Below are 25474 nucleotides of genomic sequence, written 5' to 3'. Positions count from 1 at the left end.
TCTGGACGCAGGGCTGGCTGCTTGGTTGCGGCTGACCCTGACGCCGGGTATCGGCGGCGAGAGCCAGAGACGGCTGCTCGCCGCGTGTGGTTTACCAGAAGCCATTTTTGCCAGCAGTGCAGCCAGCTTGCATGCGGTGATCGGCCAGCGCGCCAGCCAGTTGCTGGCTGACCCGCCGCAGGCGGCGGTCGAGCGCGCCCTGGCCTGGGCAGCAGAACCCGGCCATCACATTCTGACGCTGATCGACGCGAATTATCCGCAAATCCTGCTCGATACCCCCGACCCGCCGACGGTACTGTACGTTCTGGGTGACCCCGCCTTGTTGAACCGGCACTGCCTTGCCGTGGTGGGGAGTCGAAATGCGACACCGCAGGGGCTGCGCAATGCCCGGGAGTTTTCCGGGGCGTTGGCGCAACGAGGCTGGCACATCGTTTCCGGCCTGGCGCTGGGAATCGATACCGCAGCCCATCAAGGTGCGCTGGCTGCTGGTGGTTGCACGCTAGCGGTCATTGGTACGGGCATCGACCGTGTTTACCCGGCGCGAAATCATGAACTGGCGCAACATATCGCTTCCCGGGGGGCAATCATTTCCGAATTTCCATTGGGGACACCGGCAATTGCCGGCAACTTTCCTCGGCGCAACCGCATCATTGCCGGCATGTCGCGTGGAGTGCTGGTGATTGAGGCAGCGGTGGAGAGCGGTTCGCTGATTACAGCCCGGCTGGCAGGAGAGGTCGGGCGTGAGGTATTTGCCATCCCTGGTTCCATCCATTCACCGCAGGCACGTGGCTGCCATCGCTTGATCCGCGAAGGCGCCAAGCTGGTGGAAACCGCTGCGCATGTCGAGGAAGAATTGCGCCCGGTGCTTGGCGCTGCCCTGCCGTCAGCATCCGGACTGACTGCTGTCGAGCCGCCAGCAACGGCAGCAGGCATCGATGAATCGCCGCTCATGGCTTTGCTCGGACACGAACCGGTCAGCCTTGATGAACTAGTGGCCAGTACGGGCCTCAATACTGACGAGATACTGGCAACCCTGCTTGATTTCGAACTGAATGGTCAGATTGCCTCCCTGCCGGGGAATCGCTACCAGCGTCTGGTTTGATCTGGCGGCACTGTGAATCTGGCGGGCTGCAAATTCAGCCCTTGCAAGCGCCCAACACCCCACTTATCATCCCCGGCACCTTACAGGGCGACCCCATGAGCAAAAAACTGATCATTGCCGAAAAACCCTCTGTTGCCAGCGACATCGCCAAGGCACTGGGCGGGTTTACCAAACACGACGACTATTTCGAATCCGAAAGCTACGTGCTGTCTTCGGCTGTCGGCCACTTGCTCGAACTGGCCTGCCCGGAAGAGTTTGAAGTTAAACGCGGCAAATGGTCGTTCGCCCATTTGCCGGTCATTCCGCCCCATTTTGCACTCAACCCCATTGAAAAAAGCGCAGCCCGTCTGCGTGTGGTCAACAAACTGATCAAGCGCAAGGACGTTGATGGCCTGATTAACGCATGTGACGCGGGACGCGAGGGTGAGCTGATCTTCAATTACATTGTCCAGCATGCCAAGGTTGGCAAACCGGTGCAGCGGCTGTGGCTGCAGTCGATGACGCCGCAGGCGATTCGCGATGGTTTCGCGCGGCTGCGCCCAGGTAGCGAAATGCAGGGGCTGGCCGACGCCGCCGTCTGCCGTTCCGAATCCGACTGGCTGGTCGGCATCAACGGCACCCGGGCGATGACCGCCTTCAATTCGAAGACCGGCGGCTTCCACCTGACCACGGTCGGTCGCGTACAGACGCCGACGCTGGCCATCGTCGTCGAGCGCGAGCGCAAGATTCGTGACTTCAAGCCGCGCGATTACTGGGAAGTCGAAGCTGAATTTGCCGCCAAGGCCGGCAATTACACCGGCAAATGGTTCGACGAAGGCTTCAAGGGCAAGCAGGAGGACGAGCATGCCCGCGCCGACCGTCTGTGGGAAGTCGCCCGTGCCGAGGCGATCAAGGCGGCGACTTCGGGCAAGCCCGGCATCGTCAGCGAGGAAGCCAAACCGGAAACCCGCCTGTCGCCGCTGCTGTTTGACCTGACCAGCTTGCAGCGCGAGGCCAACGCCCGTTTCGGGTTCTCGGCCAAAACAACGCTCGGCCTGGCCCAGGCGCTCTACGAAAAGCACAAGGTGCTGACTTACCCGCGGACCGATTCGCGCTGTCTGCCCGAGGACTACCTCGCCACGGTCAAGGAAACGATGCGCGTGCTCACCGGCGAAGGTGCCGGCAAGGGTCACGACGAAGTCCTGCTCGCCCGTTACGCACCGTTTGCGCACCAGGTCCTGGCGCGCAACTGGGTGCTGCCGAACAAGCGCATCTTCAATAACGCGAAGGTGAGCGATCACTTCGCCATCATCCCCACGCCGCAGGCGCCGAAGAACCTCAACGAAGCCGAGCAGAAACTGTACGACTTCGTCGTCCGCCGCTTCCTGTCGGTGTTCTTCCCGGCAGCCGAGTACATGGTGACGACCCGTATCACCCGGGTCGAGGGGCATCCGTTCAAGACCGAAGGCAAGGTCCTGGTCAATCCGGGCTGGCTTGCCGTCCATGGCAAGGAAGGCCAGACCGGCGACGAAGGCAACTTGGTCGCGGTCGACAAGGACGAAAAGGTCAAGACCGAGGAAGTCACGGTCAAGGCCAGCGCCACCAAACCGCCGCCGCGCTATTCGGAAGCCACCCTGCTGTCGGCCATGGAAGGTGCCGGCAAGATGGTCGACGACGAGGAACTGAAGGCGGCGATGGCCGGCCGCGGCCTCGGCACCCCGGCCACGCGCGCCCAGATCATCGAAAACCTGATCGGCGAGCAGTACATGCTGCGCGAAGGCCGTGAACTGATCCCGACGGCCAAGGCCTTCAACCTGATGACGCTGTTGAACGGCCTCGGCATCAAGGAACTGACCCAGCCGGAACTGACCGGCGACTGGGAATGGAAGCTGGGCCGCATCGAGAAGGGCGATTTCACGCGCGACGAGTTCATGCGCGAGATCGCCGAGATGACGCGGCACATGGTCGAGCGCGCAAAAAGCTACGACAACGACACCATTCCCGGTGATTTTGGCGTACTGACCGAGCCGTGTCCGAAGTGCGGCGGGCAGATTCGCGAAACCTACAAGAAGTTCCAGTGCAGCGGTTGTGATTATGCGCTGTGGAAGATTGTGGCGGGTCGTCAGTATGAGCCGGTGGAAGTCGAAACGCTGCTGCGCGAGGGCCAGGTTGGACCACTCACGGGTTTCCGTAACAAGATGGGCCGCAGTTTTGCCGCCGCCATCAAACTCAATGCCGACAAACTGCCGGAATTTGATTTTGGTCAGGACAAGGCCGGCGATGAAAGCAGCGAGCCAGTTGATTTCTCCGGCCAGGAAAGTCTTGGTGCATGTCCAAAGTGCGCTGCCGGGGTGTACGACAATGGCAATGCCTATGTTTGCGAAAAATCGGTCGGGAGTGAGAAAAGCTGTGATTTCCGCTCCGGCAAGATCATCCTGCAGCAACCGATCGAACATGCCCAGATGCAGAAAATGCTGGCAACGGGCAAGACCGATCTACTCCGGGAATTCATTTCCAATCGTACTCGGCGCAAATTTTCAGCGTATCTGGTGATTGAGTCAGGCAAAGTCGGATTTGAGTTCGAGAAAAAAGCGCCGGCAGCCAAGAAGGCGCCCGCCAAAGTAAAGAAAGCGGGTTGATTCGATTATTTCTAAATTCAACCGGATGTTTCTGCACGGAAAAATGCGCTGAACTATCCTATAATCATCCCCATTAGATTACGCCCCCGGTTCCGCTGGGGGCGTAAGTTTTTATGGTGATTGCATTGAATAAAGATTCTGTTTCGCCGGTGGTTTCGGCCGCTGCCAGTAGAGATACCAAAAGCCAGCAGCTCAATTTCATTGTCGCTCTGCGCGCAGTTGCCGCAGTGGTGATCGTCTGGCATCACTTTGCGCTGTATCCCCCTTTGAATGACTGGACCCGTCCGCTGCTGGGCGACGTGCTGACCTGGTTTGAGGTGCATGCACGCTCGACCCAGGTATTTTTCGTGCTCGCGGGTTTCGTGCTGGCGCAGACTCTGGTCACGCGTCGCTGGCAGCTGGGAGGGCTGCTGCTGTTCCTGCTGCGCCGTTACTGCCGGCTGGGACTGCCCTATCTGGCGGTGATTGCGCTGGTGCTGCCGGTTTATGCTTTTGCCCGTAACTGGGTGCCGGCGTCGGTGCTGGGCAGTCCGGTCAGTTGGCCACAATTCATCGCACACCTTTTCTTTCTGCAGGATATCCTCGGCTATGAAGCGTTGTCCGCCGGCCTGTGGTTTGTCTGCATCAACATCCAGCTGTGCATCTTGTTCGCACTCCTGATTTGTGTGCGCGACAGCAGCCTGGGGCGGCACCTGGACGTCATTGGGTTGGGTGGCTGGGCATTGGCTGCGTTCTCCCTGTTCTACGCCAACCTTGCACCGGGTTGGGATGTGTGGGCGGTGTACTTCTTCCCCTACTTTTTCATGGGGGTGATTGTCTGGCGGCGGGTGCATGGCCGGCAAAAACTCGAGTTCTATGCCTATCAAGCGCTCTTTTCACTCGCGATGCTGTTCGAATGGCGCTGGCGCCTCGGGGTGGCGATGGTTGTAGGTGCTCTGTTGGTCTGGTCGCTGGAAAGCGGCTTTGCCGCGCGCTGGCCAAGGCAGGCGGCACTGCTCTGGCTGGGCAGGGTTTCCTACAGCTTGTTCCTGGTGCATTTTCCGGTGCTGGTATTCGTTGCCGCGCTGTGGTCACACTTGGAATGGATCTCGCCACCGCTTGCCACCCTGGGACTGGTCGTTGCGTTTTTCACCAGCCTGGCGCTGGCAGGTATTTTCTATCGTTGGATCGAAGCGCCCTCGGCCCGCGCAGCGCGCCAGATTGGTCGCACCTGGCGCCAGTCAGCATTGGCACTGGCCGACAGCAGGTGATGTGCTGGATCCTGCACTGGCACTGATTTCACCTTGGTCAAGTGCGACATGGAGTACTGCCCGGCAGCTGGCAGGCCAGCAAGGCCGTTCTGACGGCATCAATGGCAGCGCTGCGTGGGTAAGTGACGCGCCAGACCAGGCCGACAGTACGTGTCGGCGAGGGGGCGGCAAAAGGTAGGACACGCACCATGGGCTCACGTTCGATCAGTGGATCGGCTGCCGAGCTGGGCATGACCGCAATGCCTGCGCCGCTGGCCACCATGTAGCGGATGGTTTCCAGTGAGCTGCCTTCCAGGGCATGCTCCAGGGCGTCCGGTGCATTGAGGCGCGGACAGGACTCCAGTACCTGATCGCGGAAGCAGTTGCCGTGCCCGAGCAGTAGCAGGTGCTCGCCATCCAGTTCGTCGCTCTGCACGCTCTGCCGCTCCGACCAGGCATGGGTGGCGGGAACGATGACGCGAAAGGCTTCGTCATAGACTGCTTGCGCGACCAGTCCCGCCTCGGTGAACGGCAGGGCGATGATGATCACGTCCAGTTCGCCTGCTTTCAGCGCCGGCACCAGATTCGCCGTGAAATCTTCCTTGATGAACAGCGGCATTCTGGGGGCTTGCCGCGACAACGCCGGGATCAGTTGCGGCAACAGATAGGGGGCGATGGTGTAGATGATGCCGACACGCAACTGGCCGCTCAAGGGATCCCCCGAGGTGAGCGCGATTTCATCAAGCTTGACGGCTTCCGCCAGCACGCGTTGCGCCTGCTCGACAATCCGTTCGCCGAGCGCCGTGATGCGCACGTCGCTGGCGGTACGTTCGAAAAGTGCTGCGCCGACCTGGCCTTCCACCTTTTTCAGGGCCACCGACAGGGTGGGCTGGCTGACATGGCACGCTTCCGCTGCCCGCCCGAAATGTCGCTCGCGGGCCAGGGCCACGATGTAACGCATTTCGGTCAGGGTCATTACTGCTGCTCCAGTGGCTTCAACTCATCCGGGGACAGCCAGCGCCAGCTGCCCACCGCCAGATTGGCCGGCAAGAGCATGCCGGCGAACTGTTCGCGGTGCAGGGTTTCGACCCGGTTGCCGGTTGCCGCGAGCATGCGTTTGACCTGATGGTATTTGCCTTCGGTCACGGTCAGGCGCAAGGTGGTGCTGTCGATCTGCTCGGCTGCCACCGCTCTGACCGGCGCCGGTTCATCGTGCAACTGCACGCCGGCGAGCAGATTGGCGATACTTTCCGGTGTCAAGGGATGGCGTGTGCCGACCCGATACACCTTCGGAATGTTGCGCTTGCCGGAGGACAGGCGGTGATTCAGCTGGCCGTTGTCGGTCAGCAGCAGAATTCCGGTCGTGTCGGCATCAAGCCGGCCGATCGGTTGCACGCCACGGTTGCGCAAAGGGGTGGGGATCAGTTCGAAGATCGAGCGATGGTGCTGCGGCTGGCGCGAACATTCGTAACCTGCCGGTTTGTGCAGGACCAGTGTGGCGTGGGCCTGAAATTGCCAGGCTTCGTCAGCGACGGAAAAGTGCAGACCAGTAGTGGAAAATTCGGCGAAGGGGTTGGCGCAAGCTTCGCCATTCACTGTCACCAGATGGTGCCGGATCATGGCGCGGCATTCCTTGCGGGAGCCGAACCCCTGAGACTGTAGGATACGTTCGAGTTGCATGGCGGGATGCTACCATCGCCACATGAAATTCGAACACCTGATTACCATCAACGACCCGGCCAATCCCCTGCTGGAGCCACTGACACGTGCTCAGCTGTGGCATGGGTTGCTGCAGCGGGTCGATAACCCCTTGCCTTTCCTCCCCGGTCTGCAGAGCTTCACCCTGCTGGAGCGCAGCGAGGTGCATGCCCGGCGCGAACTCGATTTCGGAGCGGCGCGGATTGTTGATCGCGTGCGTCTTCAAACCGGCCAGGAGGTCGAATTCGTGGTTGAGACAGGGGCCGGACATGCCGGCGGCAGCCTTTGCATCCGGATCGAAGAACCTGCGCCGGAGGTGCTCTTCCTGCGCTTCACCTATCACACGAACCTGGCCGAAAACGGTGGTGAAGATGCCGCGTATGTTGATTACGTCAAGTCGGCCTACCTCGATTCCGATATTGAATGCGTGCGTACCATCCGTGAGTTGCTTGCCACGGGTCAGTTGCACTGACTGCAGTAGTTGCGCTGCCCGCCCGATTCTCCGATGATGCCCCGCATGAACCTGCGCCAATTCGCTCTCTACCAACCCGATCGTCGCGGCAAGATTGCCTTGTGGCTGTCTTCGTTGTTTGCGGTAGGCCTGATCAGTTACCTCAATGTGTGGAGCGGTCCTGCCTACGAGCTGCACATTTTCTTCATCCTGCCGGCAATGGTGATTGCCTGGTATGTCAGCTTGCCGCGTGCCTATCTGCTGGCCGGCATCACCATCTTGCTCTGGCACATGACCGACCGCCAGCTGGGCGGGGAAAACATCAGCCAGTGGCCGCTGCTGTTCAATACCCTGGTCCGTATCGCCATACCCTTCAGCAGCATCTGGTTGCTGGGCAAGATCCGCGAAATCCTGCAGCGCGAAACGCGGATGGCGCGCAATGATGCCCTGACACATCTGCCCAACCGTTTCGGTTTCCTGCAGGATGGCGAGCTGCTGTTGAGCCTGGCGCGGCGTCAGGGAACCCCGATCAGTATCTTGTTCATCGATCTGGATCATTTCAAACGGGTCAATGATGAGTCTGGTCATGACACTGGCGACCGTTTGCTGCGGCGGGTTGCCGAAGTGTTGCAGAAACAACTGCGTGCCAGCGACCTGGCCGGGCGTCTGGGGGGCGATGAGTTCGTTCTTCTGCTGCCCGGGGCGGGGGCCGCGGCAGCTGCCGAATACGCAGAGAAATTGCGGCTCCGCTTGCTGGCGGCGATGCAGGAATCGAACTGGCCGGTGACCTTTAGTATTGGCGTGGCAAGTTATGCGCAGCCACCGACAGAGCTGACGGACATGCTGTGCGAAGCTGACCGGCTGATGTACGAGGTCAAGAACGGCGGGCGCGATGGTATCCGCTGCCAGTCCTACGACGCGGGCTGATTAGCGGAACAGACCGGCTATGCAGGAGCTTGCGACTTGCATATGTGGTGGCGGGCGTTTACATTCGCTCCATCTTGTTGCCGGGGGAGTCTGATGTTTGGTTTTTTCCGCAGAAAAAAATTCACCGAGCCAGAGGCCCCGGTGATTCCGCCGCCGCAATACCAGGCCGCACCCGGGACGGAAATTCGTTTCCAGCCGGAGCTGGTGCCACAGCTGAAGGCCGACCATCAGAATCTGATCAGCATTTACCTCGGCATCAAGACTGCGTTCGAAGGTGGCGACTATGAAGAGGTGGCGAAAAAGCTGGTGCACTTCCGCAGCAGCCTGCAGGCGCATTTACTGACCGAAAATGTGCGCCTGTACATCTATCTCAGTCATAGCCTCGCCAATGATGAGATCAATTCTGAATTGATCCACGAATTTCGCCGTGAAATGGACGCCATTGCCCGGGTGGCGATGAATTTCTTGAAGAAATACGACACGATCGGTGTCGACAAGGAGCTGGCAGGGGCCTTCGCCAAGGATTTTGCGACCATCGGACAGGTGTTGACCGAGCGGATCGAAAAAGAAGAGCGGGTGCTTTACCCGCTCTATCTGCCTTACTACTGAGGGCTGGTGCCGAGGCTGCTCAGCCCTGCGCCAGGCAGCTGTCGAGATAATCCTCGTAGCCGCCCAGGTAATCGACGATACGACCGTCGCCCTTGACCTCGAGGACGCGCGTGGCGAGCGTGGACACGAATTCGCGGTCGTGCGACACGAAGATCAGCGTGCCCGGGAATTTATCGAGGCCGGCATTCAGGGCTTCGATGGATTCCATGTCGAGGTGGTTGGTCGGCTCATCCAGCACCAGCACGTTGCGCCGCTCCAGCATCAGACGGCCGAACAACATGCGCCCCTGCTCGCCGCCGGAAATGACATTGACCGGCTTCTTCTGCTCGTCGCCGGAGAATAGCAGCCGGCCCAGCGTGCCGCGCACCAGGGTTTCAAGGTCGCCGCCCTCCTCGATGCTGGCGCGGGCATAACCGGCAATCCATTCGGTCAGGCTCTGGTTGCCGGCAAATTCCGCTGAGTGATCCTGGGCGTAATAGCCGATACTGGCTTTGTCCGCCCATTTCAAAGTGCCGGCGCTGGCCTGCAGTTCGCCCATCAGGAGCTTGAGGAAAGTTGTTTTGCCGACACCGTTTTCGCCGATGACGGCAATTTTTTCACCGCCGTTGATGGTCAGCGACAGTTTGTCGAAAATCTTGCGCTCACTACCCGGGTAGGCGAAGGTCAGGTTCTCGATCTCGACCGCTTGACGGTGCAGCTTCTGCTTCTCGTCGTAGTCGAAGCGGATCCACGGATACTGGCGCGACGACGGCTTGACGTCTTCTGGCTTGAGCTTGTCGATCAGCTTCAAACGGCTGGTCGCCTGCTTGGCCTTGGAGGCGTTGGCCGAGAAGCGGCGGACGAAGGTTTGCAGTTCGGCGATCCGTTCCTTGGCCTTGGCGTTCGCCTGCGATTGGCGCTCGCGGGCCTGCTGTGCGGCTTCCATGAAATCGTCGTAGTTGCCGGGGTAGATCTGGATCTTGCCGTAGTCGAGGTCGGCCATGTGGGTGCAGACCTGGTTCAGGAAGTGGCGATCGTGGGAGATGATGATCATCGTCGAGTCACGATTGTTGAGCACTTCTTCCAGCCAGCGGATGGTGTTGATGTCGAGGTTGTTGGTCGGTTCGTCGAGGAGCAGGATGTCTGGGTCGGCGAACAGCGCCTGGCAGAGCAGCACGCGCAGCTTCCAGCCCGGTGCGACCTCGCTCATCGGGCCGTTGTGCTGGCTGGTCGGGATGCCTACGCCGAGCAGCAGCTCGCCGGCGCGCGACTCGGCGGTGTAGCCGTCGTATTCGCCAACCTTGCCTTCAAGTTCGGCGGCGCGCATGTAGTCGTCCTCGGTCGCCTCCGGGTTGGCGTAAATCGCGTCGCGTTCCTGGATGGCGGTCCACAATTCCTCGTGCCCCATCATCACCACATCCAGTACGCGCATGTCTTCGTAGGCGAACTGATCCTGACGCAGGTAGGCCATGCGCTCGGTGGTTTCTTTCGACACGTTGCCGGCGGAGGGCTCCAGCGCCCCGCACAGGATTTTCATGAAGGTTGATTTACCGGCCCCGTTGGCGCCAATCAGACCGTAGCGGTAACCTTCGCCAAACTTGACGTTGACGTTCTCAAAGAGGGGCTTGGCCCCGAATTGCATGGTGATGTTGGCAGCGACGAGCACGGCAGTCAGGCTCCGGCAGAAAACGAAGAACCGCGCATTTTACCCTTTTTACCCGGGGCGGACGCGGTGTAACATCGCGCATCATTTTTGCATTGAAGAATGGATGCCATGGTCCCCCATCTCACCACGGCCCTGAGCGGCCCATTACTCGACCTGGAGCGACGTTTCCTGGACGCCAGTCCACAGATCGAGCACTGGTTGCGCGAGCAGTGGCAGGTTTACACGCCGCCTTTCTATTCTTCGGTTGATCTGCGCAATGCCGGTTTCAAGCTGGCGCCGGTGGACACCAATCTTTTTCCGGGGGGGTTCAATAACCTCAACCCGGCGTTTCTGCCGCTGTGTATACAGGCGGCGATGAGCGCGATCGAAAAATTCTGCCCGCAGGCCAAGCGCCTCCTGCTCATTCCGGAAAACCACACGCGCAACCAGTTCTACCTGCAGAATGTGGCGCAGATCGTCTACATGCTGCGTCAGACGGGGCTGGAAGTCCGGCTCGGGTCGCTGTCGCCGGAAGTCACTGCACCGACAACGATTCGCCTCGACAGCGGCCACAGCCTCCTGCTCGAACCGCTGATCCGGCAGGACAACCGTCTCGGTGTGGAGGGTTTCGAACCGTGTGCCATTCTGCTCAACAATGACTTGTCGGCGGGTATTCCCCCGTTGCTGCAGGGGATCGAGGAACAGTTCATCCTGCCACCGTTGCATGCCGGCTGGGCGGTGCGCCGCAAATCCAACCACTTCACGGCCTACGATGAGGTGGCCAATGGGTTTGCCAAGGCTATCGGGATTGACCCCTGGCGCATCAATCCGACGTTTTCTCTGTGTCGTGCGGTCAATTTTCACGAGCGCCAAGGTGAGGAATGCCTGGCAGCCAATGTGGCAGGCGTGCTCGACATCGTGCGCGAGAAGTACCGTGAGTACGGCATCAGCGAACGGCCCTACGTCGTGGTCAAGGCCGATGCCGGCACCTACGGCATGAGCGTGATGACGGTGCATGACGCCGACGAAGTCATTGCGCTCAACCGCAAGCAGCGCAACAAGATGAGCGTTGGCAAGGAAGGTCTGGAAGTCTCCGAGGTGCTGATTCAGGAAGGTGTGCATTCCTGCGAAACGGTCAATGAGGCGGTGGCGGAACCGGTGGTTTACATGATCGACCGCTATGTCGTGGGGGGCTTTTATCGTGTGCATACCGGACGCGGCAAGGACGAAAACCTGAACGCGCCGGGCATGCATTTCGAGCCCCTGGCCTTTGAGACGGGGTGTAATTTGCCGGATTACCGCTGCGGCAACCCCGACTCGCCGCCCAACCGCTTCTATGCCTATGGTGTGGTTGCTCGCCTGGCCTGTCTGGCGGCGGCGATCGAACTGGCCAATACTGCCCCGGGACAATGATTGAAGTCCGGCTCCTCGATGACTGGCGTACATCGCCGCCGCCCGCCACATTCCTGAATATTGCCGGGCAGCAATGGACGATCTCGCTGCCGGATGACGCGGCGGCAGAGCGCTTGGCCGAGACACTGGCGGCACAACCAAATGCCCGCTTGGTTGGTTGGTCGGGGACGACACTGGCAGTGCTGATGTTGCTGTTGCCGGTTGGTGTGTTTGCGGTGCTGGGTAATGGGCTCTACGATCTGTTCATGGAAGTCGAGCCGGCCCCTCGTCAATTGGCCGTTCTGGCCGGAGCGCTGTTGCTCTACGTCGTGCTGGCTGCGCTGGCGGCAAGTTCGCAGCGGATGAGCCTCTTGTCGCAGGAGCTTGGCGGCATGATCGACAGTTTTCGCGACATGACCCAGCGCTTTCACCTCCGCCCGGCTCGCCTGATGCGCCTGGCCCGTGCCTGGGGGCGGCATTGCGGGTTGCCGCAAGCGCAGGAGGTCGCGGTGTGGAATCCGGGGCGGCCCGATGCTGGCGGGGTGCGCGCTTTCTGGGATGTGCTCCTGCCGCTGTGCGTAGCGCAGCTGCCTGGTGGCAGTTGCTTGTATCTACATGTGCGTAGCGATGAGCTGCATGTGATCGCTGGCGCCGTCGCGGGGCAGCCCCGTCTGCGCCTGGAGGGGGGTGACAGCGTCGAAGTTGCTGCCACTCGTGGCACAACGGCCGGGCTGGCGGGAGAGCGACTGACGCCGCTGAGCATCCTGTCCGCCGCCGAGCGCAAATTACTGACGTTGGCGCAAATTGCCAGCTTTCCCCTGCACGCGCTGACCAGCAGTCCATTCGAGGCGGCTGTCGGGCCGCTGGTGTTTTCCGAAAACGCATTCCTGAAATTGGCGCGGCATTTTGCCGAGCGTCTCGAACAGGATGCGATTTACCGTTTTCTGGCCCGTTGCCGCAACGACTATGGCTATCTTGTGCGGAACGCGGAACGGATCGAACAATTGCAGTTGCCACCAGACACCGCGCTGCATCTGCATGCGACACAGCATCTTGCCCGACACAGCCGCCAGTTGCTGATCAGCAACAGCCGGCGCCTGTTACATGATGCCGACCCACTGGCCACCTTGTGCACCATCAACCAATTGGCAGTTCTGCACGACACGAGCGCCGTTGATCCGCAGTTGCAATTCGCACTGCGTCGGCAGTTACGGCAGCTCATCAGTGAGGCCCTGCACCAGCTGGAAACGGGTGAGCACTACCCCTTGTTCGCCTATATTGCGCAGCGGGAATTCGCGCCTGATGCTCCTGGTGCGGCAGGCGGTGCGATTGCCCACTACCTGCCGCGGGTCATTGCCGAGGAAGATGCCAGCTCGGGAGCTGCACAGAGCCTTCTTGTCCTGACCCGTTTCAATGCTTTCGATGATGCGACCCTGCGCTGTCTGGCGCGGATGCTTGAAACCGTGGGTTTGTATGCGCCTGCTGCAGCGATCTGGCAGAAATTGTTTGGCCTTGATCCTCTGTTGGCCACTGTGCGTTTGGCTCGCCTCAAGGAAAGGCTGGGTGACGCTGCCGGTGCTTATGCCGATATCCGCCACCTGCTGGCTTCCAGCCAGCTGGCCCGGCGTTCCGAACTGCATATTGCGGCGCTACTTGAAGCGGCCTGGCTGTGCTATTGCGCGCAGCCAGCCTCAGGTCTGGGTGAAGGGCAGCACTGGCTGGAGCAGGCGGGTAGCGAGCTTGAGCGTAGCCCGGGAAGCGCGCACGAATACTGGCGGCTACATAACTATCGGGCGCTGTATCTTGATGCTGCCCAGCGCTATGCCGAAGCAATTGCGGCCAACCGCCAGGCACTTGCCATTCCCGGGCTGCAGCAGAAGTTGTATAGCGGTTCGCTGACTAATATGGCATATGTCAGTCGTAAGCAGGCGTTGAGTCAACTGGCGCAGGGCGCTGTCGCCGAAGCTCAGTCCACACTGGCAGAAGCGCTTGAATATGCGCATCTGGCCGTCAGATTGAAGCGGCGCATCGCCGATGTGGACGAGTTGCCGGTCGCCTTGCACAACCTCGCGCTGATTCACCTGTGCCGTGGCTGGCTGGGGGGAGAAAGTCCGCAGCAGGCGGGAGAAGCCGCTCAGGCCGCCAGTGCCGAAGGGTTGGCGGTGTTGGAACGGATAGCGTCGAGCAAGAAGCGGTTTGCGCTTTGTCTGGAAAACGCTCTTGCGCTCGCTTTGCTGGGCCAGGATAGCGGGGCGCTGCTACGTGAAGCGACGGCGTTCGCCTCCGAGCGGCGCGAAGCGGAAATTCTGGCCGCTGCCGTGCAGGGTGACGATGCATCTGCCTGTCTGCGCGATGCCGTGCTCGGCATGGCGCTGCTGGCTTGAAGCCATGTTGCTGTTTGCCTACGGATCGCTACTCAACCCCGAAAGTGCCGAGCGGGCGCTGCACCGGTCGTTTACCGGGGCTGATCTGATTGGGGCCGAATTGCCCGATTACGCGCTCTGCTGGACATCGATTCACCGTATCGCCGTGGAGGGCGTGGGCGAGCTTGCTGCCAGCTTTCTCAATCTTCGTCCGCAGGCAGGGGCGCGGGCGCTCGGGGCATTGCTGGTGATCGACGCGGCCGAATTTGCCAGACTGTGTGCGCGGGAGAAGGGGTACAGCGTGCATCACGTCCAGTGCCGGACGGAAACAGGCCAGTGGTCATCCGCAGTTACTTTCGTTGATGAACGCCCCACGCCGCGTATTTTTCCGCCTGCTCCGAGAGCTTACCTGAGCAAGATTGAAGCCGGCCTGAAACAGCTGCCGGCCTCATTCGCCACCGCCTACCGCGCAGCCTTGCCTGAGCCAGCGGGCTGGGTGGCGGGCAACTATGGCTTTGTCGATCCAGAGCAAAAATCCCATACCTGAGCGGGGGCATCGTGCAGCTGAATTTTGACAAGGAAATTGCCGGACGCAGCGTCAGCCTGAAGCTGGGGTTCGTGACCGACCCCCTCGGGAGTCGGCGGGCCTACAACGATCCCGCAGTGGCCCTGATGCGGGCGGCGCAGAGCCATGGGCATGAGGTTTTTGCCATCCAGACGCCAAGCCTGAGCTGGCGGCGGCCGGAGCCTGGGCATGCGGGCGGGGTGTTTGGCGAGGTCTTGCAGATGCACCTGCGGCCGGACGACCACGACTGGTATCGCGAAGTGGCGCGTGAATGGCGGCCGTTACGTTTTCTCGATGCGGTGCTCGTATGCATCGACCCGCCGGCAGATGCCGAGTTTTTTACTGCCACCTGGCTGCTGGAGCGTGCCGAGGCGGACGGGCTGCGTGTATTCAACCGGCCGCGGGCGCTGCGCGAACACTCGGAAAAAATTGCCACCGCCGAGTTTGCGCAATTTACGCCAACAACGCTGATCACCCGGCACTTGCGGCAGTTACGCGAATTCATCGATAGCGAACGGGATGTGATCCTGAAGCCGGTTGACGGAGGGGAAAAGGTGCGGGTGTTTCGCGTGCATCGCAACGACCGCAACCGTAACGCCATCGCCGAGGCGCTGACCGATGATGGGCGCCGCACCATCATCGCGCAGCGTTATCTGCCGGAAATCGATCAGGGGGACAAACGCATCCTGCTCATCGCCGGCAAGGTGGTCCCCTGGTGTCTGGCCCGTATTCCGCGCGCCGGAGAAACACGAGGGAGTCTGGCTGCTGGCGGCACCGGGGTGGCGCAGGAGCTGTCGCCGCGTGATCGCGAAATCGCCGAAACCCTGGCCCCGCAGCTGCTCAAGCGCGGCCTGCTACTGGTCGGGCTGGATGTGATCGGTGATTACCTGACCGGGATCAACGTCAGTCACCCTGGTGGCATGGTCGAGCTGCGTCAGCAGAGCGGGTTTGACGCGGCGGGGGCAACGATCAGCGCCATCGAGCGGGTCTGCGGACTGACCTGATGATTTATTCGGGCTGGCGTGAATCGATGAACAGGCTGACCGGGCCGTCATTGATCAGGGTGATCTGCATATCGGCGCCGAACACGCCTGTGGGTACTGATTTGCCGGTAAGTTCGCTTAATTTGCGCACAAATTCCTCGAACAGCGGCGATGAGATTTCGCCGGGTGCGGCCCGGCTCCAGCCGGGGCGGTTACCTTTCTTGATCGAGGCGTAGAGGGTGAATTGCGACACGGCGAGGATGTCGCCGTGGATGTCCTGCACACTGCGGTTCATCACGCCGACCTGGTCCGGGAACAGGCGCATCCTGACAATCTTGCCGGCCATCCAGTCGAGGTCGGCGGTGTTGTCGCTGGCTTCGAAACCAGCCAGCAACAACAGTCCGGGTCCGATTTCGCCGACCGTTACCCCATCGACATGCACGGCGGCCTGACTCACTCGTTGCAGGATCACGCGCATGACAAAGTGCTCCTTAGGCGGGCAATGGGAATCTCGCCGGCAATCAGGCGGCAGAAGATGCAGCTGCCGGGAGGCGAATCGTCAACGAAAAAAGGCATGCGAATTTCCTTGGGCTAGCGGGAAGTGATCGGCCGGCGAGCATAAACCAGGGGCAGGGTAGAGCAAAGCCTGTGGGCCGCCTGGCGAGTGGTGGCCGGCGGCTGGAATGGGCCGTGCCGAGGATTGATTTGACGCGCGGTGCGTGGCTCTATAAATTCAGTTGCCCTTTTCATCACCCGGCTAAAGTCAGGAAAACATGAACTTCGTCCGCAATCTCACCCTGCGGCAATTGCAGATATTCGTCGTTGCCGCACGCCACCTCAGCTATGCGCGTGCAGCCGAGGAATTGCACCTGACGCCCCCGGCGGTATCGATGCAGCTGAAACAGCTGGAAGATAACGTGGGTTTGCCGCTGTTCGATCGCCTGGGGCGGGGGGTTGCGCTGACCGGCGCGGGAGAGCTGCTGGTGCATCACGCGCTGCGCATACTGGGCGAGATCAAGGACGCGGAAGCCAGCCTGCAAGCCCTGAATGGGGCCGAAAGCGGGCAGATCACGGTGGGTCTGGTCAGTACTGCCAAGTATTTCATGCCACGTCTGCTGGCAAAGTTCGCGCAGGCACATCCGGGGGTCGATGTGCAGTTCACCGTCGGTAACCGAGCCTCGCTGTTGCAGAAACTGCAGGACAAAACCATCGATCTGGCCATCATGGGGCGACTGCCGCAGGAAATAGATACCCATGCCGAGCCGCTGGCCAGCCATCCCTATGTTCTGATTGCGCCGCCCAGCCACCCCCTGGTGGGCGCTAAAAGCTTCGAAATGCACGAATTGCGTGCAGATACCTTCCTGTTGCGCGAAGAAGGCTCTGGTTCGCGGCGGGTGGCCGAGGACATGTTCAAGAACCACCTGTTCATCCCTGCGCGCACCCTGAGTCTGGGGAGCAATGAAACGATCAAGCAGGCCGTGATGGCGGGCATGGGGGTTGGCCTGATTTCCCTGCATACCCTGTCGCTGGAATTGCGTACGGGGGTTTTGAAGTGTCTCGATATGCAGGGAACGCCCATAGAACGTACCTGGTACATCACGCATATGGCAACCAAACGCTTGATGCCGGCAACAGCCAAGTTTCGCAATTTCCTGCTCAATGAAACGGTCTATGCGCTTTCTGAAGAATTCGATGTTTACCTGCCGCCGCAGCGTCGGCGCGGTAATCAGCACATTGCCTGCATTCCGCTCAATGACTGAAAACGTGTGGAAGTTTGCAGTAAACTGGACAGACTTCCCGTAATTACGGCAAACTTGCTGCCATGACGAAGCGAAAAACTGCGTCCAAGCCAACGGAAAAGTGCCGTATTCTGGTAATGCACGGCCCCAACCTGAACCTGCTTGGTACCCGCGAGCCCGAGCACTACGGGCGTTTGACCCTGGCTGATATCAATCTTGGCCTGGTTGAATTTGCGGAAAAATCAGGCGTTGAGCTGGAAACCTTTCAAAGCAATCACGAGGGTGCGCTGATCGAGCGCATCCACGCGGCGCGTGAGCAGGGTGTGCGGGCGATCATCATCAATCCTGCGGCGTACACCCATACCAGTGTGGCGCTGCGCGATGCCCTGGCAGGCGTCGGCATTCCTTTCATCGAGGTGCATCTCTCGAATGTGCATGCGCGGGAGCCCTTCCGCCAGCACTCGTACTTTTCCGACCTGGCCATTGGTGTCATCTGCGGCTTGGGTCATGAGGGCTATCGGCTGGCCCTCGAGTACCTGCTCAATCGAATCAATCTCGACTAAAAGCGGCTAATTGCCGCTAATTCACGAACAATTGCGCACAATTGCGCTCATTTGGAGTCATATATGGATCTGCGTAAACTCAAGAAACTGATCGACCTCGTTCAGGAATCCGGCATTTCCGAACTGGAAGTTACGGAAGGCGAAGAAAAGGTCCGTATCGCCAAACACGTCGGTGTCGCTGCGGCGCCCATGCAATACGCCTTGCCCGCAGCTGCGCCGCAGATGGCACCGGCAGCGGGCGCGACGTCGTCCGTCAATCTGGATGAAGAAGACGATCTGCCTGCTGGCCATATCGTCAAGTCGCCGATGGTGGGTACCTTTTATCGTTCGCCCTCGCCGGGCGCCGATGCGTTTACCCAGGTGGGGAGCGTGGTCAAGAAAGGTGACACGCTGTGCATCATTGAGGCCATGAAATTGCTCAATGAAATCGAGGCTGACGCCGATGGCACGATCAAGGCGATTCTGGTCGATAACGGCGAACCGGTTGAATTTGGTGAGCCGCTTTTCGTGATTGGCTGAGCCATGGCGATGTTCGAAAAAATCCTCATCGCCAATCGCGGGGAAATCGCCCTGCGTGTGCAGCGCGCCTGTCGGGAAATGGGCATCAAGACCGTGGTGGTGCACTCGGAAGCGGATCGCGAGGCGAAATATGTCAAGCTCGCCGATGAATCGGTCTGTATCGGGCCGGCTTCTTCGGCGCAGAGCTATCTGAATGTGCCGGCGATCATCTCGGCTGCTGAGGTGACCGACGCTCAGGCCATTCACCCGGGCTATGGTTTTCTGTCGGAGAACGCCGATTTCGCCGAACGTGTCGAAACTTCCGGCTTTGTTTTCATCGGGCCGCGCGCCGAGACCATTCGTCTGATGGGCGACAAGGTGTCCGCCAAGGATGCCATGAAGGCGGCGGGTGTGCCGTGTGTTCCCGGTTCAGATGGCGCCCTGCCGGAAGATCCGCAGGAAATTCTGAGTATTGCGCGCAAAGTCGGCTATCCGGTAATCATCAAGGCGGCCGGTGGCGGCGGTGGCCGCGGCATGCGTGTCGTGCATACCGAAGCGGCGCTACTGAATGCGGTGGCCACGACCAGTCAGGAAGCCGGTACTTTCTTTGGCAACTCGGCCGTGTATATGGAGAAATTCCTGGAAAACCCACGCCACGTGGAAATCCAGATTCTTGCCGACCAGCATCGTAACGCCGTCTATTTGGGCGAACGCGACTGTTCGATGCAGCGGCGCCACCAGAAGGTGATTGAAGAGGCGCCGGCGCCGCACATTCCGCCCCGCCTGATTGCACGCATCGGCGAACGCTGTGCCGAAGCCTGCCGCAAGATCGGCTATCGTGGCGCGGGTACCTTCGAATTCCTCTATGAAAACGGCGAGTTCTACTTCATCGAAATGAACACCCGCGTGCAGGTTGAGCATCCGGTGACCGAGATGATCACCGGGATTGATATCGTGCAGGAGCAGATTCGTATCGCTGCTGGCGAGAAATTGCGGTTCCGCCAGCGAGATATCGAGTTCAGGGGGCATGCTATCGAATGCCGCATTAACGCCGAAGATCCCTTCACGTTCGTGCCATCTCCCGGGATGATCGAGTTTTATCACCCGCCCGGTGGTCCCGGCATCCGGGTTGATTCGCACATTTACCAGGGTTATCGCGTGCCGTCGCATTACGACTCGATGGTGGCCAAGGTCATTGCCTATGGCGATACGCGCGACCAGGCCATCCGCCGCATGCGGATCGCCCTTTCGGAAATGAGCATTCAGGGCATCAAGACCAATATCGCGCTGCATCAGGAACTGATGTTTGATGCGCGTTTCAACGAAGGTGGCACGGCGATTCATTATCTGGAACAAAAGCTGGCCCAGAAGGATGAGGTCAAGCGCTGACATGGCCTGGCAAAACGTCAGCTTCCTGACCGATGCGGCAAGTGCCGAGCCCCTGTGCGACGCGTTGATCGAGCTGGGGGCGTTGTCCGCCAGTATCGAGGATGCCGACGCCGGGACGGCGGACGAGCAGCCGCAGTTTGGCGAGCCGGGAACGCCGACCACGCCGGGTTGGCAGCGTTCGCGGGTGCTGGCGCTGTGTGAATCGGATACGAACGTCAGCGAACTGCTGCAGGCGGCCTGCCAGCAGTTGGGCGTGCCGCCAATCCGTGACTTCAGCGTGACGGCGCTGGCGGAGCAGAACTGGGTGCAACTGACACAGGCTCAGTTTGATCCGATCCAGATTTCAGGGCGGTTGTGGATCGTACCCTCCTGGCACGAGAGCCCTGATCCATCGGCGATCAATCTGGTGCTCGATCCCGGCATGGCTTTTGGTACTGGCTCCCATCCGACGACCCGGCTCTGTCTCGAGTGGCTGGAAAAAACCGTGACACCCGGCTGCAGCGTATTTGATTACGGCTGCGGCTCCGGCATTCTGGCAATTGCCGCCGGCAAGCTGGGTGCCCGCGAGGTGCGTGGGTTGGATATTGATCCGCAGGCGGTCGAGGCCGCCAGGGCGAATGCCGAACGCAATGCGGTGATGGCGGATTTTGTTGATGGTTCGCAGCCAATTGACGGCATGTACGACGTTGTTGTCGCCAATATACTGTCCAATCCGTTGCGCGTTCTGGCCCCGGCCATCTGTGCGCTGGTGCGCCCTGCTGGTGGTCAGCTTGCGTTATCCGGCATCCTGCGTGAGCAAGCTGACGAGATCATTGCGGTATACGCACCGTGGATTGCGCTGACGGTGGCTGACGTGGGTGAGGACTGGGTATGTCTGAGCGGCCGCAAAATCTGATGCGTAGCCGCTGTCCGGAGTGTGGCACGGTTTTCCGGGTCACCTCCGAACAGCTGCGTTTGAAAGCTGGCAAGGTGCGTTGCGGTCAGTGCCGCACGGTGTTCAACGCTTTTGACCAGCTCCTGGTCGGTGCCGGTGGGCAGGATAATCCGCCCACCATCATGCCCATGCCCTCAATCGCTCCGCTACCGGATCCTCCTAAAGCGGCACGGTCCGCAGGGGCAATCGCTCCGGCTATAGCGCCAGCCCGGACGGCAGAGCCAATTGCTCCCCCGCCGGCGGAAGAGCCGGGAGCGGAGGGGCTTGCAGCGGTGCAGCCCGATCCAGATACGGACTCAAGTTTTCCGGCAAGACAAACCACTGTGGAGCAGGGAGTCGGACTGCCCGCAGTGGCTACCGAACTGCCGGCGGCCGAGACGGCTACTAGCGGCCCTGAGCCGGCAGCAGAAACCCTGGAGCAGACCCTGCAAGCGGCGCGTGCGGCAGGACTGGTTGCCGCCCGTGAGGTGGGTGATAGTCCGGCCTATAACCGCTGGTCGGCAGCGCCCGTCTCCGCAGGCGGTCTGGGTGATTTCGACGAACCGGCGAGCCGTCCGCTGTGGCCGTATCTACTGTTGCTGCTCATTTTGTTGTTCGTTTTGCTAGGTCAGTTGGCGCATGTCTACCGCACACCGCTGACCTTGCGGGTGCCGGCACTGGTGCCGATCTATCAAATGCTGGGCATCGATGTGCCCTTGCCCCGCGAGGTTGATCTGATTTCCATTGAGGCGTCCGATCTGCAGGCTGATCCGGGGCGTGGCTTGTTTGTGCTCAACAGCACCCTGAAAAACCGGGCGGCCTATGCGCAAGCCTGGCCGCAACTGACGCTGACCTTGACTGACGTCAACGATCGCACGGTGGCGCGGCGCACGATTTCCGTTGTTGATTATCTCGGGGCGCAGCATCCGCCTTCATTTGCGGCGGGCAGCGATGTTGGCGTGCGGCTGTGGATCGAAGCACGTGATATTGGTGCGGCCGGTTACCGTCTTTATCTTTTCTACCCAGAATCATGAAAACACTCATTTGCGGCTCGCTGGCCTACGACAACATCATGGTGTTTCCGGATCGTTTCCGGAACCACATCCTGCCGGAGCAGATTCACCTGCTCAATGTCTCGTTCCTGGTACCGGAAATGCGCCGCGAATATGGCGGATGCGCGGGCAACATCGCTTACAACCTCAAACTGTTGGGCGGTGATCCGTACATCATGGCAACAGTGGGCGATGACTGTGCGCCTTATCTGGAGCGCCTGGATGCCCTGCACCTGCCACGTACGCATGTTCGCCAGGTGGCCGGCAGCTTTACGGCGCAGGCCTTCATCACAACCGATCTGGACGATAACCAGATCACCGCGTTCCATCCGGGAGCAATGAGCTTTTCGCATCAGAACAAAGTGGCCGATACGGGGGCGCAACTGGGCATCGTTGCACCGGATGGTCGCGATGGCATGTTGCAGCATGCACAGGATTTTGCCGCTGCCGGGATTCCTTTCATCTTTGATCCGGGCCAGGGTCTGCCGATGTTCGATGGCTCCGATCTCATCAACTTCCTCGATCTGGCAGACTACGCCTGCTTCAACAGCTATGAAGCCCGACTGGCCTGTGATCGTACCGGGAACAGCATCGAACAACTGGCCACTCGGGTCAAAGCGTTGATCGTGACCAATGGTAGCGAAGGTTCGGAAATTCATGCCGATGGCCAGGTCATCCGCATCCCCTGTGCGCCGGCAGACGCCATCGTTGATCCGACGGGCTGTGGTGACGCCTACCGCGCCGGGCTGCTGTACGGTATTGCCAACGGTTATGACTGGCAGACCACTGGCCGCCTGGCTGCTGTCATGGGGGCCATCAAGATCGCCCATCGCGGGGGGCAGAATCATCAGCCGAGCCGGCACGACATTGATGAACGCTACCGCCAGGCATTCGGTGACCTGCCCTGGGCCAAATAACCGTACAGATGTCGTCTGCGTGCGGAATTCTTGACCAGCACCTACCGCCATCGCTATAATCGCTGCCTTCTGTACGTGGGTCGGTAGCTCAGTCGGTAGAGCAGCGGACTTTTAATCCGTTGGTCCCGAGTTCGAATCTCGGCCGACCCACCAATTCTAAAACCCAACCCTGACCGGTTGGGTTTTTTCTTGCCCGGAACGCCAGCACTGGCGCGCCTTCCGGCGTGGTCTGGTGTTTCACCACCCCACCTGGGGTGCATTTTCCTGCTTGCCGGGCCCCGGACGCCTCTCTTTTCTCCATTTGACCTGTGGCTGGACAAGGCTCGCCCCCTCGATTTCATGCGGGTTTCGGGCCGATGGTTGGGCGTCAACCGCTCTGACCAGAAACCATGCAAACCCGTTTTACGCATCGAATCCATCGAACAGCCGATGCTGCTCATCCCAGTCCGACGGCGGCAAATGGTTCTTCAACCAGAGCAAGCTCAAGGTCTTCGGCTGCTGCCCATCGAGGATGCGGCGCACCAGCGTCGGCGAGAGCAGCGTCAGTCGCAGCAACTCATTCACGGTCGTCTGATGCAGCCCCTCGCGCCGGGCGATGTCCGATCCGCTGCTGACGATGCCCTCGTCGATCAGGCGCTGCCAATGAAACGCCTTGGACAGCGCCGTCAGGATCGGCGCATCGTGTTCCGGCATCTTATCGCCGCCCGCCGCCGGAATCACTACCTTGCGCCCACCGTGGCGCTTGATGCGCACCGGAATGAAGGTCGTCAGTTTCGCGCCTGACCGATTGACGGCTGCGCCGGTCTGGATGATCCGTGTCATACCATTGCCTCCTCTTGCTCAAGTTCCAGCAATTCCGCCCCAATCGTGTTCGGCCGCATTTCACTGGCCAGGGTGTGCCAGCCGGACTCCCGCCAGGTGATCTCGATGCCTTCCTCCCGCAGTGTCACGCGCTCAATCAGCAACTGGACGATGCGCTGGCGTTCGGCGGGAAACAACTGCGCCCAGACCTGGCCCATCTGCCGCAGCGGCAGCACCACCTCGGGTTCGGTGAATGCCGGGTATTTCTCCCGGGCCACGTCCCACACCGATTGCACCATCTCCGGCGACATCAGCGCGGCGTGGATTTGCGCCAGCACCATCTGTTCGATAGGTTCCGCCGGCACCCGGCCGGCCAGGCTGGCATCGGCCCCGAAGCGCACCTTGCGATTGGGCACGTAGTAGCGGTAGCGCTTGCCGGTGGGCTTCTTCGTGAAGGCCGGCTGATACTTCTCGCCGTCAGCGGTGTAGAACAGACCGAGCAGCAAGGCCTCCGGCTGGCGCCGCTGCCAGGTCTCTGACGTGCGCTGGCGATTGTTCTGCGCGAGGATGGCGTGGGCGGCGTCCCACAATCCCTGATCGATGATCGCCTCGTGCGTCCCCGGATGGAACTGCCCCTTGTGGGGAATCTCGCCCCGATAGACACGATTGTGCAGCAGCTTGTAGATCATCTGCTTGCTGAAGGGCTTGCCCTGCTTGTTGGTCTTGCCATCGGCGGCCAGTTGCCGCACCAGATCCGTGGTTGACCGGCAGGCCACGAAATCCGTGAAGATGCGCCTGACCAAGTCGGCTTCCGTCTCGACCACCACCAGCCGTCGATCCTCGACCCGGTAGCCGAGCGGCGGGTGGCCACCCATCCACATTCCCTTGGCCTTGGAGGCGGCGATCTTGTCGCGGATACGCTCGCCGGTAACCTCCCGCTCGAACTGGGCAAAGGACAGCAGGACGTTGAGCATGAGTCGGCCCATCGACGTCGTGGTGTTGAACTGCTGTGTGACCGATACGAACGAAACCGTGTGCCGCTCAAAGACTTCGATCAGTCGGGAGAAGTCGCCGAGACTGCGCGTCAGGCGGTCGATTTTGTACACCACCACGATATCGACCTTGCCAGCCTCGATGTCGGCCATCAGGCGTTTGAGGCCCGGCCGTTCCATATTGCCGCCGGAGAAGCCGGGATCGATGTAATCGTCTGGCACCGGAATCCAACCCTCGGTACGCTGGCTGGCGACGTAGGCCAGCCCGGCATCCTTCTGTGCATCGAGGGAATTGAAGGATTGGTCGAGTCGTTCGTCGCTGGAGACGCGGCAATAGACGGCACAGCGCTTCGGAGCAACAAGATTCATTTCCGCCCTCCCTTCACGCCGAAGAAGGCCGGCCCAGACCAATGCGTGCCGGTGATGGCGCGTGCCGCCGCTGACAGGCTTTTGTAGCGCTGGCCATTCAGTTCATAGAGGCCATCAGGCAAAACGGTGACGCGGTATTCGCGCTGATCCCTTTCGCGGATCAGCGTGGTGCCCGGCATCATCCGCACCTCGGGGCCGCGCCCGACCTTGATCTTGGAGTGCTGCTCACCGCAGTCGGCCAGATGCGCCTTGACCGCCGGCGGCAAACCGCCTAGAGCAATCTCCTGCAAGCGGTAGGCGAGACGCGCTTCGAGATAGCGTCGATGGACGCGCTTGGGCCGGCGCGGGAAATGCTCGTCCCACAACGCCCACAGGCGATCCTGCGGGAGTTGGGGCAAGGCCGCCAGTTGCGCGGCGAGGGTGGGAGATTTGCTGCTCATCGGAAACTCCTGGTGTTGAGGGAGTTGTATGAAGGCGCTGTGGCGGGCGGAAGCCAAGTCATAACTCGCGCTGTTCGCTGGTATCGGTCGCAGCATTGGCATTCGTGGCCGCCGCCTCACCCAGCAAGGTTTGCTTCCTGCCGGTGCGCCGGTCTTTCACACCGAGGATGTAGACCTCGCCATTCTGAGGTAGGTCGTCAACCGTAGAGTCCAACGGGTTAAGCGGCTATCTGTTTTGCA

General features: G+C 60.5%; 25 protein-coding genes and 1 tRNA gene. 18 read left to right on the top strand and 8 right to left on the bottom strand.

Going from position 1 to position 25474, the window contains the following annotated elements; translation table 11 throughout:
* Nucleotide 1: 1 nt before the first annotated feature.
* The 3 genes from dprA to JYJ39_RS12040 all read left to right on the top strand — a co-directional run bounded on the left by dprA (nucleotide 2) and on the right by JYJ39_RS12040 (nucleotide 4970).
* The gene (gene dprA / locus JYJ39_RS12050) at nucleotides 2-1102 is read left to right on the top strand and encodes a DNA-processing protein DprA (protein ID WP_205204686.1); all 1101 of its coding nucleotides are present in this window, start codon (nucleotides 2-4) and stop codon (nucleotides 1100-1102) included.
* Nucleotides 1103-1197: 95 nt separating this feature from the next.
* Nucleotides 1198-3720, top strand: coding sequence for a DNA topoisomerase III (locus JYJ39_RS12045; protein WP_205204635.1), 2523 nt, complete (start codon nucleotides 1198-1200; stop codon nucleotides 3718-3720).
* Nucleotides 3721-3845: 125 nt separating this feature from the next.
* The gene (locus tag JYJ39_RS12040; protein WP_205204633.1) at nucleotides 3846-4970 is read left to right on the top strand and encodes an acyltransferase family protein; all 1125 of its coding nucleotides are present in this window, start codon (nucleotides 3846-3848) and stop codon (nucleotides 4968-4970) included.
* A gap of 37 nt (nucleotides 4971-5007) precedes the next feature.
* Here the strand turns inward: JYJ39_RS12040 and JYJ39_RS12035 are convergent, their stop codons facing one another.
* Both JYJ39_RS12035 and JYJ39_RS12030 read right to left on the bottom strand, forming a co-directional pair.
* On the bottom strand, nucleotides 5008-5925 hold the full coding sequence (locus tag JYJ39_RS12035) for a hydrogen peroxide-inducible genes activator (RefSeq protein ID WP_205204631.1): 918 nt from the start codon (nucleotides 5923-5925) through the stop codon (nucleotides 5008-5010).
* Complete coding sequence (locus tag JYJ39_RS12030) at nucleotides 5925-6629, bottom strand: pseudouridine synthase (protein WP_205204629.1); 705 nt, start codon at nucleotides 6627-6629, stop codon at nucleotides 5925-5927. The genes JYJ39_RS12035 and JYJ39_RS12030 overlap by 1 nt, the downstream gene beginning before the upstream one ends.
* 22 nt (nucleotides 6630-6651) lie before the next feature.
* Here JYJ39_RS12030 and JYJ39_RS12025 point away from each other — a divergent pair, with 22 nt between their 5' ends.
* From JYJ39_RS12025 to JYJ39_RS12015, 3 genes are all read left to right on the top strand, one after another.
* Nucleotides 6652-7119: an SRPBCC family protein gene (locus tag JYJ39_RS12025; RefSeq protein WP_205204627.1), complete on the top strand. Its 468-nt coding sequence runs from the start codon at nucleotides 6652-6654 to the stop codon at nucleotides 7117-7119.
* A gap of 45 nt (nucleotides 7120-7164) precedes the next feature.
* Nucleotides 7165-8025 carry a GGDEF domain-containing protein gene (locus tag JYJ39_RS12020; RefSeq protein ID WP_205204625.1) on the top strand — a complete coding sequence of 287 codons (861 nt, stop codon included), beginning with the start codon at nucleotides 7165-7167 and terminating at the stop codon, nucleotides 8023-8025.
* A 93-nt stretch (nucleotides 8026-8118) separates the two neighbouring features.
* Nucleotides 8119-8634 carry a hemerythrin domain-containing protein gene (locus tag JYJ39_RS12015; protein ID WP_205204623.1) on the top strand — a complete coding sequence of 172 codons (516 nt, stop codon included), beginning with the start codon at nucleotides 8119-8121 and terminating at the stop codon, nucleotides 8632-8634.
* 19 nt (nucleotides 8635-8653) lie between these two features.
* Here JYJ39_RS12015 and JYJ39_RS12010 read toward each other — a convergent pair whose 3' ends face one another.
* Nucleotides 8654-10279 carry an ABC-F family ATPase gene (locus tag JYJ39_RS12010; RefSeq protein ID WP_205204621.1) on the bottom strand — a complete coding sequence of 542 codons (1626 nt, stop codon included), beginning with the start codon at nucleotides 10277-10279 and terminating at the stop codon, nucleotides 8654-8656.
* 108 nt (nucleotides 10280-10387) lie between these two features.
* On the opposite strand from JYJ39_RS12010, the gene gshA reads away from it, so the two are divergent.
* From gshA to gshB, 4 genes are read left to right on the top strand one after another with little or no spacing between them, the layout of a single operon-like run.
* Nucleotides 10388-11671: a glutamate--cysteine ligase gene (gene gshA / locus JYJ39_RS12005; RefSeq protein ID WP_205204685.1), complete on the top strand. Its 1284-nt coding sequence runs from the start codon at nucleotides 10388-10390 to the stop codon at nucleotides 11669-11671.
* The gene (locus tag JYJ39_RS12000; RefSeq protein ID WP_205204619.1) at nucleotides 11668-14034 is read left to right on the top strand and encodes a hypothetical protein; all 2367 of its coding nucleotides are present in this window, start codon (nucleotides 11668-11670) and stop codon (nucleotides 14032-14034) included. Before gshA ends, JYJ39_RS12000 begins: the two co-directional genes overlap by 4 nt.
* Nucleotides 14035-14038: 4 nt before the next feature.
* Nucleotides 14039-14560 (top strand): gamma-glutamylcyclotransferase family protein, encoded by a 522-nt coding sequence (locus JYJ39_RS11995; protein WP_205204617.1) that lies wholly within the window; start codon nucleotides 14039-14041, stop codon nucleotides 14558-14560.
* 11 nt (nucleotides 14561-14571) lie between these two features.
* Nucleotides 14572-15582 carry a glutathione synthase gene (gene gshB, locus JYJ39_RS11990; RefSeq protein WP_240189648.1) on the top strand — a complete coding sequence of 337 codons (1011 nt, stop codon included), beginning with the start codon at nucleotides 14572-14574 and terminating at the stop codon, nucleotides 15580-15582.
* A 4-nt stretch (nucleotides 15583-15586) separates the two neighbouring features.
* Here gshB and dtd read toward each other — a convergent pair whose 3' ends face one another.
* Nucleotides 15587-16039 (bottom strand): D-aminoacyl-tRNA deacylase, encoded by a 453-nt coding sequence (dtd, locus tag JYJ39_RS11985; protein ID WP_205204615.1) that lies wholly within the window; start codon nucleotides 16037-16039, stop codon nucleotides 15587-15589.
* 295 nt (nucleotides 16040-16334) lie between these two features.
* On the opposite strand from dtd, the gene JYJ39_RS11980 reads away from it, so the two are divergent.
* From JYJ39_RS11980 to JYJ39_RS11945, 8 genes are all read left to right on the top strand, one after another.
* Nucleotides 16335-17321, top strand: coding sequence for a LysR family transcriptional regulator (locus JYJ39_RS11980; RefSeq protein WP_205204613.1), 987 nt, complete (start codon nucleotides 16335-16337; stop codon nucleotides 17319-17321).
* Between the two features lie 62 nt (nucleotides 17322-17383).
* Nucleotides 17384-17863 carry a type II 3-dehydroquinate dehydratase gene (gene aroQ, locus JYJ39_RS11975; RefSeq protein WP_205204611.1) on the top strand — a complete coding sequence of 160 codons (480 nt, stop codon included), beginning with the start codon at nucleotides 17384-17386 and terminating at the stop codon, nucleotides 17861-17863.
* A 63-nt stretch (nucleotides 17864-17926) separates the two neighbouring features.
* Entirely contained in the window at nucleotides 17927-18382 is a 456-nt protein-coding gene (gene accB, locus JYJ39_RS11970) for an acetyl-CoA carboxylase biotin carboxyl carrier protein (RefSeq protein ID WP_205204609.1), read from the top strand.
* Nucleotides 18383-18391: 9 nt separating this feature from the next.
* Entirely contained in the window at nucleotides 18392-19750 is a 1359-nt protein-coding gene (gene accC / locus JYJ39_RS11965; RefSeq protein ID WP_205204607.1) for an acetyl-CoA carboxylase biotin carboxylase subunit, read from the top strand.
* Between the two features lies 1 nt (nucleotide 19751).
* Nucleotides 19752-20645, top strand: coding sequence for a 50S ribosomal protein L11 methyltransferase (gene prmA, locus JYJ39_RS11960; protein ID WP_205204605.1), 894 nt, complete (start codon nucleotides 19752-19754; stop codon nucleotides 20643-20645).
* Nucleotides 20645-21697: a DUF3426 domain-containing protein gene (locus JYJ39_RS11955; RefSeq protein ID WP_205204683.1), complete on the top strand. Its 1053-nt coding sequence runs from the start codon at nucleotides 20645-20647 to the stop codon at nucleotides 21695-21697. The genes prmA and JYJ39_RS11955 overlap by 1 nt, the downstream gene beginning before the upstream one ends.
* A complete protein-coding gene (locus JYJ39_RS11950) occupies nucleotides 21694-22632 on the top strand; it encodes a carbohydrate kinase family protein (RefSeq protein ID WP_205204603.1) in 939 nt (312 codons plus the stop codon). Before JYJ39_RS11955 ends, JYJ39_RS11950 begins: the two co-directional genes overlap by 4 nt.
* A 77-nt stretch (nucleotides 22633-22709) precedes the next feature.
* Nucleotides 22710-22785 (top strand) — tRNA-Lys (locus tag JYJ39_RS11945).
* Nucleotides 22786-23034: 249 nt separating this feature from the next.
* On the opposite strand, the gene JYJ39_RS11940 is transcribed toward JYJ39_RS11945, so the two are convergent.
* Genes JYJ39_RS11940 through JYJ39_RS11925 form a run of 4 tightly spaced genes read right to left on the bottom strand, consistent with a single transcriptional unit; the run spans nucleotide 23035 to nucleotide 25448 of the window.
* The gene (locus JYJ39_RS11940; protein WP_205204601.1) at nucleotides 23035-23454 is read right to left on the bottom strand and encodes a site-specific recombinase resolvase; all 420 of its coding nucleotides are present in this window, start codon (nucleotides 23452-23454) and stop codon (nucleotides 23035-23037) included.
* Complete coding sequence (locus JYJ39_RS11935) at nucleotides 23451-24794, bottom strand: recombinase family protein (RefSeq protein WP_205204599.1); 1344 nt, start codon at nucleotides 24792-24794, stop codon at nucleotides 23451-23453. The genes JYJ39_RS11940 and JYJ39_RS11935 overlap by 4 nt, the downstream gene beginning before the upstream one ends.
* Entirely contained in the window at nucleotides 24791-25234 is a 444-nt protein-coding gene (locus JYJ39_RS11930) for a DUF2924 domain-containing protein (RefSeq protein WP_205204597.1), read from the bottom strand. The genes JYJ39_RS11935 and JYJ39_RS11930 overlap by 4 nt, the downstream gene beginning before the upstream one ends.
* Before the next feature lie 58 nt (nucleotides 25235-25292).
* Nucleotides 25293-25448, bottom strand: coding sequence for a hypothetical protein (locus JYJ39_RS11925; protein WP_205204595.1), 156 nt, complete (start codon nucleotides 25446-25448; stop codon nucleotides 25293-25295).
* Nucleotides 25449-25474: the final 26 nt, after the last annotated feature.

The organism is Azonexus hydrophilus (genome assembly GCF_905120355.1).
Lineage (GTDB): Bacteria > Pseudomonadota > Gammaproteobacteria > Burkholderiales > Rhodocyclaceae > Azonexus.
The sequence above is the reverse complement of the archived record's forward strand: the minus strand, read 5'-3'. Positions and strand labels throughout refer to the sequence as shown.

Coding starts and splice junctions, on each gene's coding strand:
- dtd (WP_205204615.1), bottom strand. CDS start 16,039: ATGCGCGTGATCCTGCAACGAGTGAGTCAGGCCGCCGTGCATGTCGAT.
- JYJ39_RS12020 (WP_205204625.1), top strand. CDS start 7,165: ATGAACCTGCGCCAATTCGCTCTCTACCAACCCGATCGTCGCGGCAAG.
- JYJ39_RS11995 (WP_205204617.1), top strand. CDS start 14,039: ATGTTGCTGTTTGCCTACGGATCGCTACTCAACCCCGAAAGTGCCGAG.
- accC (WP_205204607.1), top strand. CDS start 18,392: ATGTTCGAAAAAATCCTCATCGCCAATCGCGGGGAAATCGCCCTGCGT.
- JYJ39_RS11955 (WP_205204683.1), top strand. CDS start 20,645: ATGCGTAGCCGCTGTCCGGAGTGTGGCACGGTTTTCCGGGTCACCTCC.
- JYJ39_RS12030 (WP_205204629.1), bottom strand. CDS start 6,629: ATGCAACTCGAACGTATCCTACAGTCTCAGGGGTTCGGCTCCCGCAAG.
- JYJ39_RS12025 (WP_205204627.1), top strand. CDS start 6,652: ATGAAATTCGAACACCTGATTACCATCAACGACCCGGCCAATCCCCTG.
- aroQ (WP_205204611.1), top strand. CDS start 17,384: ATGACGAAGCGAAAAACTGCGTCCAAGCCAACGGAAAAGTGCCGTATT.
- JYJ39_RS12035 (WP_205204631.1), bottom strand. CDS start 5,925: ATGACCCTGACCGAAATGCGTTACATCGTGGCCCTGGCCCGCGAGCGA.
- JYJ39_RS12000 (WP_205204619.1), top strand. CDS start 11,668: ATGATTGAAGTCCGGCTCCTCGATGACTGGCGTACATCGCCGCCGCCC.
- JYJ39_RS11950 (WP_205204603.1), top strand. CDS start 21,694: ATGAAAACACTCATTTGCGGCTCGCTGGCCTACGACAACATCATGGTG.
- JYJ39_RS11935 (WP_205204599.1), bottom strand. CDS start 24,794: ATGAATCTTGTTGCTCCGAAGCGCTGTGCCGTCTATTGCCGCGTCTCC.
- JYJ39_RS11940 (WP_205204601.1), bottom strand. CDS start 23,454: ATGACACGGATCATCCAGACCGGCGCAGCCGTCAATCGGTCAGGCGCG.
- JYJ39_RS12015 (WP_205204623.1), top strand. CDS start 8,119: ATGTTTGGTTTTTTCCGCAGAAAAAAATTCACCGAGCCAGAGGCCCCG.
- JYJ39_RS11930 (WP_205204597.1), bottom strand. CDS start 25,234: ATGAGCAGCAAATCTCCCACCCTCGCCGCGCAACTGGCGGCCTTGCCC.
- JYJ39_RS11980 (WP_205204613.1), top strand. CDS start 16,335: ATGAACTTCGTCCGCAATCTCACCCTGCGGCAATTGCAGATATTCGTC.
- accB (WP_205204609.1), top strand. CDS start 17,927: ATGGATCTGCGTAAACTCAAGAAACTGATCGACCTCGTTCAGGAATCC.
- prmA (WP_205204605.1), top strand. CDS start 19,752: ATGGCCTGGCAAAACGTCAGCTTCCTGACCGATGCGGCAAGTGCCGAG.
- JYJ39_RS12045 (WP_205204635.1), top strand. CDS start 1,198: ATGAGCAAAAAACTGATCATTGCCGAAAAACCCTCTGTTGCCAGCGAC.
- gshA (WP_205204685.1), top strand. CDS start 10,388: ATGGTCCCCCATCTCACCACGGCCCTGAGCGGCCCATTACTCGACCTG.